This is a genomic window from Stenotrophomonas sp. CASM110 (genome assembly GCF_049384345.1).
GTDB lineage: Bacteria > Pseudomonadota > Gammaproteobacteria > Xanthomonadales > Xanthomonadaceae > Stenotrophomonas > Stenotrophomonas muris.
The window spans coordinates 1-13,791 of sequence record NZ_JBMRGI010000008.1 but is presented as its reverse complement, the minus strand read 5'-3'; the positions used below and the strand labels follow the sequence as shown (position 1 = coordinate 13,791).

Annotated in this window: 18 protein-coding genes; 6 read left to right on the top strand and 12 right to left on the bottom strand. The window is 68.4% G+C overall.

The window, feature by feature from the left end:
* Positions 1-16 precede the first annotated feature (16 nt).
* From lptB to VG561_RS08425, 5 genes are all read right to left on the bottom strand, one after another.
* The gene (lptB, locus tag VG561_RS08445) at positions 17-736 is read right to left on the bottom strand and encodes an LPS export ABC transporter ATP-binding protein (protein WP_005415558.1); all 720 of its coding nucleotides are present in this window, start codon (positions 734-736) and stop codon (positions 17-19) included.
* A complete protein-coding gene (lptA, locus tag VG561_RS08440) occupies positions 736-1,302 on the bottom strand; it encodes a lipopolysaccharide transport periplasmic protein LptA (RefSeq protein WP_032959333.1) in 567 nt (188 codons plus the stop codon). The genes lptB and lptA overlap by 1 nt, the downstream gene beginning before the upstream one ends.
* Before the next feature lie 101 nt (positions 1,303-1,403).
* Entirely contained in the window at positions 1,404-1,979 is a 576-nt protein-coding gene (gene lptC / locus VG561_RS08435) for an LPS export ABC transporter periplasmic protein LptC (RefSeq protein ID WP_262093209.1), read from the bottom strand.
* The gene (locus VG561_RS08430) at positions 1,976-2,524 is read right to left on the bottom strand and encodes a KdsC family phosphatase (RefSeq protein ID WP_014036245.1); all 549 of its coding nucleotides are present in this window, start codon (positions 2,522-2,524) and stop codon (positions 1,976-1,978) included. The genes lptC and VG561_RS08430 overlap by 4 nt, the downstream gene beginning before the upstream one ends.
* 67 nt (positions 2,525-2,591) lie before the next feature.
* A complete protein-coding gene (locus VG561_RS08425) occupies positions 2,592-3,593 on the bottom strand; it encodes a KpsF/GutQ family sugar-phosphate isomerase (RefSeq protein ID WP_014646236.1) in 1,002 nt (333 codons plus the stop codon).
* A 54-nt stretch (positions 3,594-3,647) separates the two neighbouring features.
* On the opposite strand from VG561_RS08425, the gene VG561_RS08420 reads away from it, so the two are divergent.
* The 3 genes from VG561_RS08420 to VG561_RS08410 are packed head-to-tail and all read left to right on the top strand — an operon-like array spanning position 3,648 to position 5,485.
* Positions 3,648-3,878, top strand: a complete 231-nt coding sequence (locus tag VG561_RS08420) for a BolA family protein (protein ID WP_005408396.1) — start codon at positions 3,648-3,650, stop codon at positions 3,876-3,878.
* A 21-nt stretch (positions 3,879-3,899) separates the two neighbouring features.
* The gene (murA, locus tag VG561_RS08415) at positions 3,900-5,171 is read left to right on the top strand and encodes a UDP-N-acetylglucosamine 1-carboxyvinyltransferase (protein WP_014646237.1); all 1,272 of its coding nucleotides are present in this window, start codon (positions 3,900-3,902) and stop codon (positions 5,169-5,171) included.
* Entirely contained in the window at positions 5,168-5,485 is a 318-nt protein-coding gene (locus tag VG561_RS08410; RefSeq protein WP_032957609.1) for a hypothetical protein, read from the top strand. The genes murA and VG561_RS08410 overlap by 4 nt, the downstream gene beginning before the upstream one ends.
* Before the next feature lie 88 nt (positions 5,486-5,573).
* On the opposite strand, the gene VG561_RS08405 is transcribed toward VG561_RS08410, so the two are convergent.
* From VG561_RS08405 to purM, 7 genes are all read right to left on the bottom strand, one after another.
* Entirely contained in the window at positions 5,574-6,257 is a 684-nt protein-coding gene (locus VG561_RS08405; RefSeq protein ID WP_014036249.1) for a DUF3108 domain-containing protein, read from the bottom strand.
* A gap of 2 nt (positions 6,258-6,259) precedes the next feature.
* Positions 6,260-7,084 carry a DUF3108 domain-containing protein gene (locus VG561_RS08400; RefSeq protein WP_046429311.1) on the bottom strand — a complete coding sequence of 275 codons (825 nt, stop codon included), beginning with the start codon at positions 7,082-7,084 and terminating at the stop codon, positions 6,260-6,262.
* A gap of 68 nt (positions 7,085-7,152) precedes the next feature.
* Entirely contained in the window at positions 7,153-7,812 is a 660-nt protein-coding gene (gene purN / locus VG561_RS08395) for a phosphoribosylglycinamide formyltransferase (protein ID WP_262093210.1), read from the bottom strand.
* The gene (locus tag VG561_RS08390) at positions 7,809-8,471 is read right to left on the bottom strand and encodes a DUF2238 domain-containing protein (RefSeq protein WP_014646241.1); all 663 of its coding nucleotides are present in this window, start codon (positions 8,469-8,471) and stop codon (positions 7,809-7,811) included. The genes purN and VG561_RS08390 overlap by 4 nt, the downstream gene beginning before the upstream one ends.
* A 41-nt stretch (positions 8,472-8,512) precedes the next feature.
* A complete protein-coding gene (locus tag VG561_RS08385; RefSeq protein WP_014646242.1) occupies positions 8,513-8,935 on the bottom strand; it encodes a hypothetical protein in 423 nt (140 codons plus the stop codon).
* Positions 8,932-9,420 carry a hypothetical protein gene (locus tag VG561_RS08380; protein ID WP_032957615.1) on the bottom strand — a complete coding sequence of 163 codons (489 nt, stop codon included), beginning with the start codon at positions 9,418-9,420 and terminating at the stop codon, positions 8,932-8,934. Before VG561_RS08380 ends, VG561_RS08385 begins: the two co-directional genes overlap by 4 nt.
* Before the next feature lie 21 nt (positions 9,421-9,441).
* On the bottom strand, positions 9,442-10,500 hold the full coding sequence (gene purM, locus VG561_RS08375; RefSeq protein WP_134808578.1) for a phosphoribosylformylglycinamidine cyclo-ligase: 1,059 nt from the start codon (positions 10,498-10,500) through the stop codon (positions 9,442-9,444).
* A 99-nt stretch (positions 10,501-10,599) separates the two neighbouring features.
* On the opposite strand from purM, the gene VG561_RS08370 reads away from it, so the two are divergent.
* From VG561_RS08370 to hda, 3 genes are read left to right on the top strand one after another with little or no spacing between them, the layout of a single operon-like run.
* Positions 10,600-11,739 (top strand): DUF2066 domain-containing protein, encoded by a 1,140-nt coding sequence (locus tag VG561_RS08370; RefSeq protein WP_032957235.1) that lies wholly within the window; start codon positions 10,600-10,602, stop codon positions 11,737-11,739.
* Entirely contained in the window at positions 11,736-12,905 is a 1,170-nt protein-coding gene (locus tag VG561_RS08365; RefSeq protein WP_014646246.1) for an AI-2E family transporter, read from the top strand. The genes VG561_RS08370 and VG561_RS08365 overlap by 4 nt, the downstream gene beginning before the upstream one ends.
* Positions 12,905-13,612 carry a DnaA regulatory inactivator Hda gene (gene hda / locus VG561_RS08360; RefSeq protein ID WP_262093212.1) on the top strand — a complete coding sequence of 236 codons (708 nt, stop codon included), beginning with the start codon at positions 12,905-12,907 and terminating at the stop codon, positions 13,610-13,612. The genes VG561_RS08365 and hda overlap by 1 nt, the downstream gene beginning before the upstream one ends.
* Positions 13,613-13,791: the final 179 nt, after the last annotated feature.

The window sequence follows — 13,791 nt, the reverse complement described above, 5'->3', positions numbered from 1 at the left end:
GACCCGGCGCCTGCGGTCACAGCTTGAAGGAATCCCCAAGGTAGACGCGACGTACGTCGGCGTTGTCCAGGATCGCCTCCGGCGAGCCCTGGGCCAGCACGGTGCCCTCGGCGAGGATATACGCGCGGTCGCAGATTCCCAAGGTCTCGCGCACGTTGTGGTCGGTGATCAGCACGCCGATGCCACGCTGCTTGAGATGGGTGACGATGCGCTGGATTTCACCCACCGAGATCGGGTCGACACCGGCAAACGGTTCGTCGAGCAGGATCAGGCGCGGCTGCGCGGCCAGTGCGCGGGCGATCTCGCAGCGACGACGTTCGCCACCGGACAGGCTGGCGCCGAGCTGGTCGGCCACATGGCCCAGCTGCAATTCGTCGAGCAGGCTGTTCAATTCGCGTTCGCGGCCGGCCGAATCCAGGTCTTCGCGAAGCTCCAGTACCAGGCGGAGGTTGTCGGCCACCGTCAGCTTGCGGAACACCGACGGCTCCTGCGGCAGGTAGCCCACGCCCTGCTTGGCACGGGTGTACATCGGATCGCTGGTGATGTCCTTGCCGTCGAGCACGATGCTGCCGGCATCGGCGGCGACCAGGCCGACGATCATGTAGAAGCAGGTGGTCTTGCCGGCACCGTTGGGGCCGAGCAGGCCCACCACTTCACCGGCGTCGAGGGTCAGCCCGAAGTCCTTCACGACTTCGCGCTGCTTGTAGCGCTTGCGCAGGCCCTTGGCGACGAGCATTACTTCTTGCTCCCGGCCGGCTTGGCCGACGTGCTGGCCGGCGCCGCCGCCTTGGGCGTGGCCGCCGGCTGTGCCGCCGCGTTCTTGTTCTTCGGCGGAATGACGGTGCGCACGCGGCTGCCATCGCCACCGGAATTCATTTCGCCGCTACGGGTGTTGTAGACCATGCGCTGGCCGGCATTGGTGCCGCGCGCGCTGGTGACCTTGTAGTTGCCGGTCAGGGTGATGATCTCGGTCTTGATGTCGTAGTCGATGCGATCAGCCACCGCGTCCATCCAAGTGCCATCGTCGAGCTGCTGCTTCATCGTGGCCTGCTTGCCGGTGAACACCGCACGCACGGCCTCGCCGTCCTTCAGGTAGATCTCGGCTTCGGACGAGCGGATGTCCAGCGAGCCCTGGGTGACGGTCACGCCCTGCGAGAGCACGGTCTTGCCATCGCCGGTGAGCACGCCCGACTGCGCGCCGGAGTCGATGTTCATGTTCTCGTTGCGGTCGGTGGACTTGGCAAAGGCAGCGCTGGGAACAAGGAGACCGAGCGCGAGTACGGCTGCAAAGGGAATCTTCATCGGGGTCCGTTCTACCGGTGGGGCCGCCCGGGAAACCGGGGGCGGATGGGTGGGCTGCCTGCCTTGCGCCTGTCCGGGGACGTCGCAGGAGGGCGGCGGAATCAGCGTCGGGGCGTGTAACGGCCCTTGGACTGGCTGAGGAAATGATACGTGTTGTTCTTCGAATCCACCTCGAAGCCAACGCCGGACTGTTCAATGCCGGGGCGGGTCATGGTGACCAGCGCATCGGTGCGGGCACGGTTCTCCTTCGGGAACACGTCCAGGTGGTCGGTGCGGAAGGTGGTCGGCACCACGCCCGGATCGGCCGGGCTGTCGCCGGCGACATTGCCGCGCAGCTTCATCTGGTCGCCCTTGGCGCTGAGCCAGCCCGTCTCGGCACGCAGGGTCCAGTGCTTGCCATCCTTGTCCGGCATCTCGAACAGCGGCGTGGCGATGTTGATGGTCTGGTCGCCACGCTGGCGCTCCAGCAACGGTGCGCGCAGGGTGGTCGATTCCTTGCCGTGCTCATCCAGGGCGACGACCTGGAAGTCGTGCAGGACGTAGTCCACGCCGACATCCTGGCCGGCAGTGGCCGGACCCTTGTCGCGGTTGCGCAGGGCCGCCCAGCTGCTGAGCAGGGCCGCCAGCAGCAGGCCGATGCCGAGCAGGGTGCGCCAGTTCAGGCTCGGCAGGTTCATGCGCCGAACCTCGCCAGGACCGCGTCCACATGTCCCTGCGCGGCCAGCAGGATGTCACACAGCTCACGGGCTGCACCACGTCCGCCATCGGCGCGGGTCTGCCAATGCACGCGCTCGGCGATCCACGGGTGGGCGTTGGCCGGCGCCACCGCCAGGCCGACCGCGCCCAGCGGTGCCAGGTCAGGCAGGTCGTCGCCCATGAAGGCCACCTGCTCCAGGCCGATGCCGTGCTGCGCACACAGCGCCTGCACGCTGGCCAGCTTGTCGCCCACGGCGATCTGGGTATCGATGCCGAGGTCGGCGCCGCGCCTGAGCGCGGACTGGCTGTTGCGCGCGGTGATCAGCACGGGGTGGATGCCGTGCTGCTGCAGCAGTTTCAGGCCCAGGCCATCCTGCACGAAGTACGCCTTGCTCTCGTTGCCGTCCTTGTCGTAGTACAGCCGACCGTCGGTGAGGGTGCCGTCCACGTCGAAGCAGGCCAGGCGGACGCGGGCCGCGGCGGCATGCAGGTGGGCGGGGAAGGCGGGCAGGGGGGACCAGGGCATCAGGGTGGCAGGCTCGGTGGATTCGGGTTGGGACGGTACAGACTGAATGGGGTCTACGGACTGTCGGTTAAACCACCCGGGCCCGCAACAGGTCATGAATGTTCAGGGCACCGACCGCCCGGCCCTGGTCGTCAACCACGATCAGGCCCGTGATCTTGTGGGTCTCCATCAGCCGGGCAGCCTCCACCGCCAGCTGGTCGGCGCCGATGGTACGTGGGTTGCGGGTCATCACATCGGCGATCTTCGCGGTGCGCACGTCCAGCGCGCTGTCCAGCGCCCGGCGCAGGTCACCGTCGGTGAACAGGCCGATCAGCACACCGTCGGCATCGACCACGGCGGTCATGCCCAGCCGCTTGCGGCTCATTTCGACCAGCGCCTCGCTGAGGCTGGCGTCGGCCCCCACGCTGGGCAGGTCCTCCCCGGTGTGCATGACGTCGGTGATATGCAGCAGCAGGCGGCGGCCGAGGCTGCCGGCCGGGTGCGAGCGGGCGAAATCGTCGGCGGTGAAGCCGCGTGCGTCGAGCAGGGCCACGGCCAGCGCATCGCCCATCGCCAGCGAGGCGGTGGTGCTGGAGGTCGGCGCCAGCGCCAGCGGGCAGGCCTCGGCCGGCACGCTGACGTCCAGGTGGATATCGGCGGCGGTGGCCAGGCTGGACTGCGGGCGGCCGGTCATGGAAATCAGCACGTTGCCCTGGCGCTTGAGCACCGGCAGCAGCATCAGCACTTCGTCCGATTCGCCCGAATAGGACAGGGCCAGCACCACGTCGGCCTCGGTGATCATGCCCAGGTCACCATGGCCGGCTTCGCCCGGATGCACGTAGAACGCGGGAGTGCCGGTGGAGGCCAGCGTAGCGGCGATCTTGCGGGCGATGTGCCCGGACTTGCCCATGCCGGTGGCGACCACCCGGCCGCGGCTGGCCAGGATCGCCTGGCAAGCCTGCTGGAAGGCCTCGCCGAGGCGGTCGGCCACGGCATCCAGCGCCTGCCGCTCGATCTCGAAGACGCGGCGGCCGCTGGCGACCAGGCCGGCAGGGTCGACGGAACGGGGGGGCAACAGGGATTCGGCCATGCGGACGCCACGCAGCGGAAGTAGAATGGAGGCACATTTTATTAGGAAAGCCCGTTGGACGCCGACACCATCCGCAACCTGATCGAAACCGGCCTGCCCGGCGCCCGCGCCGACGTGCAGGGCGACGATGGCGTGCATTTCGAAGCGACCGTGGTCTGCGAGGCCTTTGCCGGCAAGATGCCGCTGGCCCGCCACCGGATGGTCTATGCCACCCTGGGCGACCTGATGGGCGGCGCGATCCACGCGCTGGCGCTGAAAACCGTGACCCCGGCCGAAGCCGGCTGAACCGCAGAAGATCCCGAATACATGGCCAAGATCGTTGTGACCGGCGGCGCTGCGCTGCACGGTGAAGTGAGCATCTCCGGCGCCAAGAACGCCGTCCTCCCCATTCTCTGCGCGACCCTGCTGGCCGATGCGCCGGTGGAGATCACCAACGTGCCGCACCTGCACGATGTGGTCACCACGGTGAAGCTGCTGGGTGAACTGGGTGCCAAGGTCACCATCGACCAGGGCACGCTGTCGCGCGGCAGTGCGATCGTGGTCGACCCGCGTCCGGTCAACCAGCATGTCGCCCCGTACGAGCTGGTCAAGACCATGCGCGCCTCGATCCTGGTGCTGGGCCCGCTGCTGGCCCGCTTCGGCGCGGCGGAAGTGTCGCTGCCCGGCGGCTGCGCGATCGGCTCGCGTCCGGTCGACCAGCACATCAAGGGCCTGCAGGCGCTGGGCGCCGAGATCGTGGTCGAGAACGGCTTCATCAAGGCCACGGCCAAGCGCCTGAAGGGCGGCCATTTCACCTTCGACATGGTCAGCGTTACCGGCACCGAGAACGTGCTGATGGGCGCGGTGCTGGCCGAAGGCACCACCATCCTCGACAACTGTGCGATGGAACCGGAAGTGACCGATCTGGCGCATTGCCTGATCGCGCTGGGCGCGAAGATCGAAGGCCTGGGCACTGCCCGCCTGGTCATCGAAGGCGTCGAGCGCCTGTCCGGCGGCCGCCATGAAGTGCTGCCCGACCGCATCGAGACCGGCACCTTCCTGGTGGCTGCGGCGATGACCGGCGGCAAGGTCACGGTCAACCGTGCGCGCCCGAACACCATGGACGCGGTGCTGTCCAAGCTGGTCGAAGCCGGTGCGAAGATCGAGACCACCGACGACACCATCACCCTGGACATGCAGGGCAAGCGGCCGAAGGCGGTCAACCTGACCACCGCACCGTACCCGGCGTTCCCGACCGACATGCAGGCGCAGTTCATGGCGCTCAACTGCGTGGCCGACGGCGTCGGCGTGATCAACGAAACGATCTTCGAAAACCGTTTCATGCACGTCAACGAGTTGCTGCGCCTGGGCGCGGACATCCAGGTCGAAGGCCACACCGCCATCGTGCGGGGCAGCGAGCACCTGAGTGGCGCACCGGTGATGGCCACCGACCTGCGTGCCTCGGCCTCGCTGATCCTGGCCGGCCTGATGGCCAGCGGCGAGACCACCATCGACCGCATCTACCACCTTGACCGTGGCTACGAGAACATCGAAGAGAAGCTGTCTTCGCTCGGTGCCACCATCCGGCGCGTGCCATGATCCTGCGCGGCAAGTTCAGCCCGCGTCGCAAGGCGCTGCTGGCGCTGGTGCTGATCGTGCTGGCGTGGCTGGGCTACGCCTGGTACGCCAACATCGCCATCACCCAGGGCATCGAGCAGAAGGACATGGACTGGAATGGCGATGGCACGGTCTCGCGCGACGAGATCATCGAGTCGTTCTATGCGGTTGCGGTGAATGACAGCCAGGACGGCAACCGCCATTGCCGCACCTTCGTCTGGCGCAGCACCGGCGAGCAGATCCGCGTGGACTGCCGTACCGAGTTCAAGCCGGCGGCGGCCGAAGAAAAGAAGTAAGAAAAACGCCCGCGAAAGCGGGCGTTTTCTTTTCGCGGGGCCTGGGGTCGGAGCCCATCCCCGAGGGAATGGGATCCGACCCCGGCACTCAGTTCATCGCCTTGATGGTCAGGTCCAGGGCATCGCGGTCGTTCTCCCGCTGCAGCATGCGCGCCGGCACCGGGAACTCCGGCACGATCCAGGCGATCAGCTCCTTGTTGCCGTCGGCACGCGAGACCTTGGTCGCTTCGTAGCTCTTGCCGCCCACGGTGATCGACTCCTTGCCGATCACGCGGTAGGTCATGTTCTTGATGCGGCCTTCGTCGACCATGCGATAGGTCAGCGGCTTGCCGGCGGCGAGGTCACGGGCGATCGCCAAGTTGATCAGCAGCGCGTCCATGTCACCGGATTTCAGTGCGATAGGTCCAGCGCGGTCCGGCTTGATGTCGCCGGTCCAGGTGGCCTGGTTGCTGGTCCAGTTGTAGTTGGCCTGCACGTTGCGCTTCTTCACCAGCAGCGCCGAACGGTCCTGGCTGCTGAGCGGGCGCAGCTGGCCGCGCACTTCTTCGAACACGGTGCTCTGGCTCAGGTCGGCCAGCTGGTTCTTCACCTGCAGCGTGTAGCGCCACTTGTTGGCACCCTCGCTGCTCAGCGTCATGCTGCCATTGGCCTGCATGCCCATGTAGCTGGCCAGGTAATCGGCCTTGAACGGCTGCAGGGCCATGGCCGGCAGGCTGGCCACCGACAGCGCGGCTGCAGCGATCCAGGTGAGGGGGCGGGTCAGGGTGCTCATGCTCAGACTCCTTGGTATTCGATCAGGCGCAGATCGACGCGGTCTTCGCCGTCTTCGCGTTGCAGGATGCGCACCGGGGTGGGGACACCGTTGGCGATCCAGAGGATGGTTTCGTTGTTGCCGCCGTTGGTCCGGTAGACCCGCAGCGCGTTGTAGGACAGGTCGCCGACCTCGACGTTCTCGGTCTGCGGCGCGGCCTGGTAGTCGTGCTGGCGGACCTTGCCCATGTCCACGTAGCGGTAGTGCATGGTGGCACCCGGACGGGCATCCCGCATGATCGCCAGGTTGATCAGCAGGGCGCTCTGGTCGCCCGGCTGCAGCGGAATCGGCTGCGCACGCTTCTTCTCGACGTCGCCGGTCCACTGCGCGGTACCGGCCTGCCAGTTGTACGTGCCGACCGCCTTCTTGCCCAGGAACAGGCCCTTGCGCACCGTGCTCTGGCTCAGCGGTGCATAGGCGCCGGCGCGCTCCTCGAACACCGTGCTCTGCTCGATGTTCAGGCCCAGCACGCTGGCAAAGCCGCGGCGGCCGACCACCTGCATGTCGACCCGCCACTGGTTGCCGCCGGTATGGGTGACCTGCATGCTGGCGTCGCCGGCCTCCTTGCCTTTGTAGAAGGCCTGGTAGGTGGCGCTGAACGGCTGCAGCGGCGGCGGTTCCCACGCCAAGGCCGGCAGGGCCGGGGCCGCCGCTTCGGCCGGCGGTTGCACCGCTGGCACCGGCGCCGGAGCCGGCGAGGCAGGCGCCTGCGCCTGGCCCCAACCCACGCCGGGGAGCACGACAAGCGACAGCAGCAGCGAAGTGGACAGCAGGGTCGTGGTCTTCATGGAAGAGAGGAGCCGCAGGAGGTGGGCAGGATGCCAGCCCCGCAGTCAGCGGGGCGTGTGCGTGGGCGTTACCGGTTCAGGTTCCCGGCGGAATCTAGGGCCAGCGGGCTAAACAGGGGGTGACCGTCCAGTTGCGGCTGGCCCTCCCGTTCAGTCAGGCGGCCGGCGCACAGCAGCTGCAGCGTGGCGATCAGCAGGGGATGCTCCACCGCCAGCACACGCGCGGCCAGCGTGTCGGCGTCATCGCCGGGCAGCACCGGTACCCGCACCTGGGCCAGCACGGCGCCGGCGTCCAGCTCGGGTACGACCAGGTGCACGCTGGCACCGTGCTCGGCATCGCCTGCATCCAGTGCCCGCGCATGCGTGTCCAGCCCCTTGTGCAGCGGCAGCAGCGACGGGTGGATGTTGACCAGGCGGCCATTGAAGCGCTGCACGAAGGCGGCGCCGAGTATGCGCATGTAGCCGGCGCAGACGATCCAGTCCGGTGCGACCGCGGCCAGTGCGTCGCCCAGTGCCTGCTCGTAGGCGGCGCGGTCCTGGAATTCCTTCGGCGCATGCGCCCAGCGCAGGTTGGCGCTGACCCGCTGCAGCGCGGCGGCGGCCGGGCGGTCGGAAAATACGCCGACGACCTCGGCGCGCAGGCATCCCGCAGCGATGGCATCGAGGATGGCCTGCAGGTTGCTGCCGCGGCCGGAGGCAAGCACGGCAATGCGGGTGGGCGCGGTCATTGCGGGGTACTCCGGCGGATCAGCGGCCAGGTCAGCAGGCTGCCCACGGTGGCCATCAGCATGTCGGCATGGGCGTCCCACATGTCGCCCTGCTGCCCGTTGTAGGCCTCGGCGGCGTCCGGCGACAGGGCGAGCGCGATGGCCCATTCGAACCACTCGTAGACCAGGCTGGCGCACATCACCGTCATCACCGCCAGGGCGAAGGCCTGGCCGCGGCGCAGCGCCGGCCAGGCGTGACGTGCCAGCTGCAGCAGTGCCGGCGTGAAACAGACGCCGAACAGGAAGTGGATGAGGCGGTCGAAATGATTGCGCTGCCAGCCGAACGCCGCATTCGGCGACCAGCCGATCAGCGCCTGCGTCCACGCGTCGTAGGGAACGTTCGAGTACAGCCAGCGGGCGGCCACACAGTGCAGCGCGATGAAGCCGCAGATCGCGATGAAGGCACCGTTGCCCAGCCAGCCACCCCGGCGGTCGACCCACAGCAGGGCGCCCAGGCCGATCACGGTCAGCGTGCTGTGCAGCGCCTGCTCGGTGGGCCACAGCGGCTGGATCCAGCTGACCGCGAATACCGCCAGCACGGCAGCGAAGGCCAGCTTCTTGGGGCGCGAGAAACGGAAGGCGCTGGGCGAAGCGGTCGTGGGGAGGGCAGGCGCGGACATGGGAAGTCGATCAGGAAAGGGCGGGGCGTCTGCCGGCAAGTTCAGACGCGGAGATGGTCGCCGCGGTCGAACAGGGCGGCCATGTCAGGCTTGGACAGGAACACCCAGGCATAGGCGGTCAGGGCCATGCCCAGCGGGCCGGCCAGCACCGCCAGCCAGGCCGCGCGCTGGCACCAGGCCAGCCCGGTGCGGCGCGACAGCAGGCGCGCGGTGTGCAGCTGCACGAAGCCCAGCGCGGCAGCCAGCGCTGAAACGACGCCGTACACGGTGGCCAGTACCGCGCCATCGTCCAGCCCGCGCGAGCTGGCAACCAGGCCGATGAAACCGAGGAAGGCCAGCGCGGCCATCCAGTGGAAAACCGCCAGCGCGTAGAACAGCACCTTCAGCGTCTGCAGGTGGCTGCCCAGCTGAAGGTGCGCCAGGGTCTGCTGCGGCAGCGGCGGCGGTGCGCCCGGGCTCGTCATGCCGCCGTGCCCGCTGTGTCGAACGCGGCCTTGACCTGCGGACGCAGCAGCGTGATCAGGCTGAGTACTCCCAGCACGGTACCGATCGGCGTGAACAGACAGGCCAGCCCGGCCACGATCAGGCACAGCAGGTAGCGGCGGCGGCGGGCCAGGCAACGGCCGGCGTAGGCCACGAACGCGCCCAGGGTGACGCCACCGAACACGATGACACAGCCGATCACGACGAACATCCAGCCGAACACGCGCTGTTCGGCCGGCGACGAGGGCTGGCCGCCGGAGTTCATCGGCAGGTTGCCGGTGAGCGCGGTGACGCCGAGCACGATGTGGACGATGAAGATCAGCGAGAACAGCGCGATCAGGCCGCCGACCACGTAGTGCGCGATTGACAGCATGCGCAGGTGGTCGGCGTCCTGGGGGCTGAACGCCGGTACCGCCGTCGTTGGCGGCGGCACGGGGGTAGGGGGCAGCGGGGGCATTGCGTCCATGCGGGCTCCTCGGGGCCGGGTTCAGCCGATGTGGACGCGCTCGGCGCCTTCAGCAGTGACCACCTGGCCGATGGTCCAGTGGTCCAGGCCCTGCGCCTTGACCGCCTCGGACACGGCGGCGACCTGGTCGGCTGCCACGATCAGCACGAAGCCGATGCCGCAGTTGAAGGTGCGCCACATCTCGCTGTCGGCCACGGCGCCTTCCTTCTGCAGCCACTGGAACACCGGCGGCAGGGTCCAGGACGATGCCCGGATGTCCAGGCCGAGGCCGTCGGGCACCACGCGGATGATGTTCTCGGTCAGGCCGCCACCGGTGATGTGGGCCATGCCGTGGATGGCCTCGCCGTGCGACTTCAGCAGTGCCAGGATCGGCTTCACGTACAGGCGGGTCGGTGCCATCAGCGCGTCGACCAGCTTCACGCCGCCCTCCAGCTCCAGGTCGGCCGGGCGGCCGGCGCGGTCGTAGATGCGGCGCACCAGCGAGTAGCCGTTGGAGTGCGGGCCGGACGAGGCGATGCCGATCAGCACGTCGCCGGCGGCCACGCTGGCGCCGTCCTTCAGCTCGCTCTTCTCGACCGCGGCGACCGTGAAGCCGGCCAGGTCGTACTCGCCCGGGGCATACATGTCGGGCATCTCAGCGGTTTCGCCGCCGATCAGCGCGCAGCCGGCCTCGGTGCAGCCGTTGGCGATGCCGCCCACGACCGCTGCGGCGGTGTCGATGTCCAGCTTGCCGGTGGCGAAGTAGTCCAGGAAGAACAGCGGCTCGGCACCCTGCACCAGCACGTCGTTCACGCACATGGCGACCAGGTCGATGCCGATCGTATCGTGGCGGTTCAGCTGGTGGGCCAGCTTCAGCTTGGTGCCCACACCATCGGTACCCGACACCAGCACCGGCTCGCGGTACTTGTTGGACAGGTCGAACAGGGCGCCGAAGCCGCCCAGGCCGCCCATCACTTCCGGGCGGAAGCTGCGCTTGACCAGGGGCTTGATCCGCTCGACCAGCGCGTTGCCGGCGTCGATGTCGACACCCGCGTCACGGTAGGTGAGGGGGGAAGGGGCGGAAGACGGGGTGTTGGTCACGGGCGTCGGCGCTGGCAGGGGTTGAATGAGCGATTTTAACAGGCCGCATTGGCGCAAAGGCCGTATTCGGGCAACAATTCCCCCGGATTCGTCGAGCCAATGGATGTCCTGATGCGCCGCAGCCTGATTCTGACCCTGCTCCTTGCACTGAGCCTGCCGGTGGCCACGATGGCCCAGAGCGGCCTGCGCACCGAGGGAGATGTCGCCACCGCTTCGGGGGCCTACGAGGCCGAAGTGCCCGTCAACAGCCAGGCCGAGGCCGATCGCAACGGTGCCCTGGCCCGTGCCCTGAGCGTGGTGCTGGGCAAGCTGTCCGGCGACCGCAACGTGATGTCACGCCCCGGCGTGGTGCAGGCGCTGCGCAATGCCAAGGACTACGTGGCCAGCTACGACTACAAGCAGGACCAGAGCGTGGGTGCCAGCGGCGCACCGAGCTTCCGGACCCTGCTGGTGGCCCGCTTCCGCGAGGATGACGTCGATTCGCTGGTCTCGGCGCTGGGCCTGCCGCTGTGGCCGCAGCCGCGACCGAAGCCGGTGCTGTGGCTGGCCGTCGACGACGGCAGTGGCCCGCGCCTGGTCAGCGTGCAGCAGGCCAATGCCGCCCGCCCGCTGCTGAACCGCGCCATCGAGCGGGGTTACAAGCTGGGCCTGCCCAGCGGCGGTGCTGCCGAACAGGCCCTGGCCGGTGCCATCTGGCGCCAGGACAGCGCCGCCGTGGCCCGTGCCTCCTCGCGCTACTCGCCGCCGATGCAGCTGATCGGCAAGCTTTACCGCGCCAACGGTGGCTGGCAGGCGGACTGGGTGTTCGTCGACAACGGCCGCGAACTGAACAAGTGGACCAGCAAGGACGCCAACGCCATGCGCGCGATGGCCGCCGGTGCCGACGGTGCCGCCGATGCGCTGGTCAAGCGCTATGCCAAGGCCGGCGTTGCCGTCGGCCAGGCCGGCACCTACCGCCTGGTGGTGACCGGCATCAACAGCGCCGATGACTACCTGCGGCTGGCCGCTGGCCTGCGCGAGGTGCCGGTGGTGCGCAACGTCACCCCGCTGCACGCCTCGGCCGGCCAACTGGAGCTGAGCGTGGAGATGACCACCGGCCTGGCCGGCTTCAACCGCATGCTTGGCGACAACGGCGTGCTGGTGCCAAGCGCGCCGCTGCCGGCCCTGCCGACCCCGATCGATGACACCACCGGTGCCCCGGTGGCCGCGCCGGTCAGCAACGAGTACCGCCTGCGATGATCCTGAGCCCGGAAGCTGAAATCGCGCAGTTCCTGCGCCGGCTGAAGTACATCCTGTTCGCCGGCCTGATCGGCTGGGTGGTGTGGCTGCTGGCGCCGATCCTGACCCCGTTCGTGCTGGCACTGGCGCTGGCCTGGCTGGGTGACCCCCTGGTGGACCGCATCGAGGCCACCGGCCGCTCGCGCATGACCGGCGTGGTGCTGGTGTTCGCAGCGATGGTGCTGGTGATCGTGGCACTGCTGCTGGTGCTGGTGCCGATGATCGAGCGCCAGATCACCACCCTGATCGCGGCCGCGCCGCAGGCGCAGGCGTGGCTGATGCAGACCGGCATCCCCTGGTTCGAGCACAAGACCGGCCTGGAAGTGATGCAGTGGCTGGATCCGGACCGCCTGATCGAATGGGTGCGCAGCCATTGGCAGCAGGCCGGCGGCTTCGCCACCACGTTCATGGGCTACGTCTCGCGTTCGGGCTTTGCGATGGTGACCTGGGTGGTCAACATCCTGCTGCTGCCGATCCTGGCGTTCTACTTCCTGCGCGACTGGGACAAGCTGGTCGAGCGGGTGGCCTCGGTGATTCCGCGCAACCAGATCGGCACCATCAGCGCGCTGGCGCGTGAATCCAACGAGGTGCTGGGTGCGTTCATCCGTGGCCAGTTCCTGGTGATGCTGGCGCTGGGCGTGATCTACGCCGGTGGCCTGTCGCTGGTCGGCCTCAAGCTGGGCCTGCTGATCGGCCTGATTGCCGGCCTGATCAGCTTCATCCCGTACCTGGGCGCGACCACCGGCGTGCTGATGGCGGTGATCGCCGCGCTGGTGCAGGCGCAGGGCTTCGACCTGAAGCTGCTGATCCTGGTCGGCGTGGTGTTCACCGTGGGCCAGCTGCTGGAAAGCTACGTGCTGACCCCGCGCATCGTCGGCGACAAGATCGGCCTGCACCCGGTGGCGGTGATCTTCGCGGTGATGGCCGGCGGCCAGCTGTTCGGCTTCCTCGGCATGCTGCTGGCGCTGCCGGTAGCGGCGGTGACCAACGTGCTGCTGCGCTATGCCCACCAGCGCTATCGGCAGAGCGAACTGTACGTGGGCGAGAAGCCGGCGATCGTGCTTGATGGCGTGGTCGACGCGCCCCATATCATCGTTCCGGACGACAAGGGCCCCGACCTGAAGTGATGGGTGTGCCGCAACTGCCGCTGGCCCTGCATTACCCGCGGGACCAGCGCCTGGAGACCTTCATCGGCGCGCCGGATGGCGCGCTGGCGCAGCTGCGCGCGATCGCGGTTGGCGCCAGCCACGACTGGGTCTACCTGGAAGGTGCGGCGGGAACCGGCAAGACCCACCAGGCGCTGGCGATGTGCTCCAGCGCCGAGCAGGCCGGACGGTTGCCGACGTACGTGCCGCTGGCCAGCGCCGCCGGCCGTGTCCGTGCGGCGCTTGATGGGCTGGAAGCGCGCGAACTGGTGGCGCTGGACGGCCTGGACGAGGTTGCCGGCAACCGCGAGGATGAGATCGCGCTGTTCGATTTCCACAACCGTGCGCGCGCTGCGGGCGTGACCGTGCTGTACACGGCACAGAAGGCGCCGAGCGAACTGGGCCTAGTGCTGCCGGACCTGCGCTCGCGGCTGGGTCAGTGCGTGCGCGTACTGCTGCAGCCGCTGGATGAGGAAGGGCGGGCGGCCGTGCTGCGCGAGCGTGCACTGCGACGCGGCCTGGCCATCGACGAAGCGGCCATCGAGTGGCTGCTGTCGCACACCGGCCGTGAGCTGGGTGGATTGATCACCCTGCTGGACTGGCTGGACCGCGAATCGCTGGCGGCGAAGCGGCGGATCACCGTGCCGTTCCTGCGCCAGGTGCTGGAAGAAGGCCGGCCTCGTTACTGAGGGATGTTGTTCGGCAGGGCTGCGCCCTGCACCCGCAGAAGCAACGTCAACGTCAAAAGCTGGCTTCCTGAGGGGAGGCGGGGCGCTGTGGGCTTGCGGGGCCGCCGTAAACCCGTCCCTGGGGGCTTGGTCGCCGCATCCATGCGGCTCACACCCCGCAAGCCCACAGCGCCCCGCCT

Excerpts from the sequence above, each read along its gene's own strand:
- VG561_RS08410 (WP_032957609.1), top strand. The coding sequence starts at position 5,168 with ATGATCCTGCGCGGCAAGTTCAGCCCGCGTCGCAAGGCGCTGCTGGCG.
- VG561_RS08370 (WP_032957235.1), top strand. The coding sequence starts at position 10,600 with ATGGATGTCCTGATGCGCCGCAGCCTGATTCTGACCCTGCTCCTTGCA.
- VG561_RS08390 (WP_014646241.1), bottom strand. The coding sequence starts at position 8,471 with ATGTCCGCGCCTGCCCTCCCCACGACCGCTTCGCCCAGCGCCTTCCGT.
- VG561_RS08430 (WP_014036245.1), bottom strand. The coding sequence starts at position 2,524 with ATGCCCTGGTCCCCCCTGCCCGCCTTCCCCGCCCACCTGCATGCCGCC.
- hda (WP_262093212.1), top strand. The coding sequence starts at position 12,905 with ATGGGTGTGCCGCAACTGCCGCTGGCCCTGCATTACCCGCGGGACCAG.
- lptB (WP_005415558.1), bottom strand. The coding sequence starts at position 736 with ATGCTCGTCGCCAAGGGCCTGCGCAAGCGCTACAAGCAGCGCGAAGTC.
- lptA (WP_032959333.1), bottom strand. The coding sequence starts at position 1,302 with ATGAAGATTCCCTTTGCAGCCGTACTCGCGCTCGGTCTCCTTGTTCCC.
- lptC (WP_262093209.1), bottom strand. The coding sequence starts at position 1,979 with ATGAACCTGCCGAGCCTGAACTGGCGCACCCTGCTCGGCATCGGCCTG.
- VG561_RS08405 (WP_014036249.1), bottom strand. The coding sequence starts at position 6,257 with ATGAGCACCCTGACCCGCCCCCTCACCTGGATCGCTGCAGCCGCGCTG.
- VG561_RS08380 (WP_032957615.1), bottom strand. The coding sequence starts at position 9,420 with ATGGACGCAATGCCCCCGCTGCCCCCTACCCCCGTGCCGCCGCCAACG.
- murA (WP_014646237.1), top strand. The coding sequence starts at position 3,900 with ATGGCCAAGATCGTTGTGACCGGCGGCGCTGCGCTGCACGGTGAAGTG.
- VG561_RS08425 (WP_014646236.1), bottom strand. The coding sequence starts at position 3,593 with ATGGCCGAATCCCTGTTGCCCCCCCGTTCCGTCGACCCTGCCGGCCTG.
- purN (WP_262093210.1), bottom strand. The coding sequence starts at position 7,812 with ATGACCGCGCCCACCCGCATTGCCGTGCTTGCCTCCGGCCGCGGCAGC.
- VG561_RS08400 (WP_046429311.1), bottom strand. The coding sequence starts at position 7,084 with ATGAAGACCACGACCCTGCTGTCCACTTCGCTGCTGCTGTCGCTTGTC.
- VG561_RS08365 (WP_014646246.1), top strand. The coding sequence starts at position 11,736 with ATGATCCTGAGCCCGGAAGCTGAAATCGCGCAGTTCCTGCGCCGGCTG.
- VG561_RS08385 (WP_014646242.1), bottom strand. The coding sequence starts at position 8,935 with ATGACGAGCCCGGGCGCACCGCCGCCGCTGCCGCAGCAGACCCTGGCG.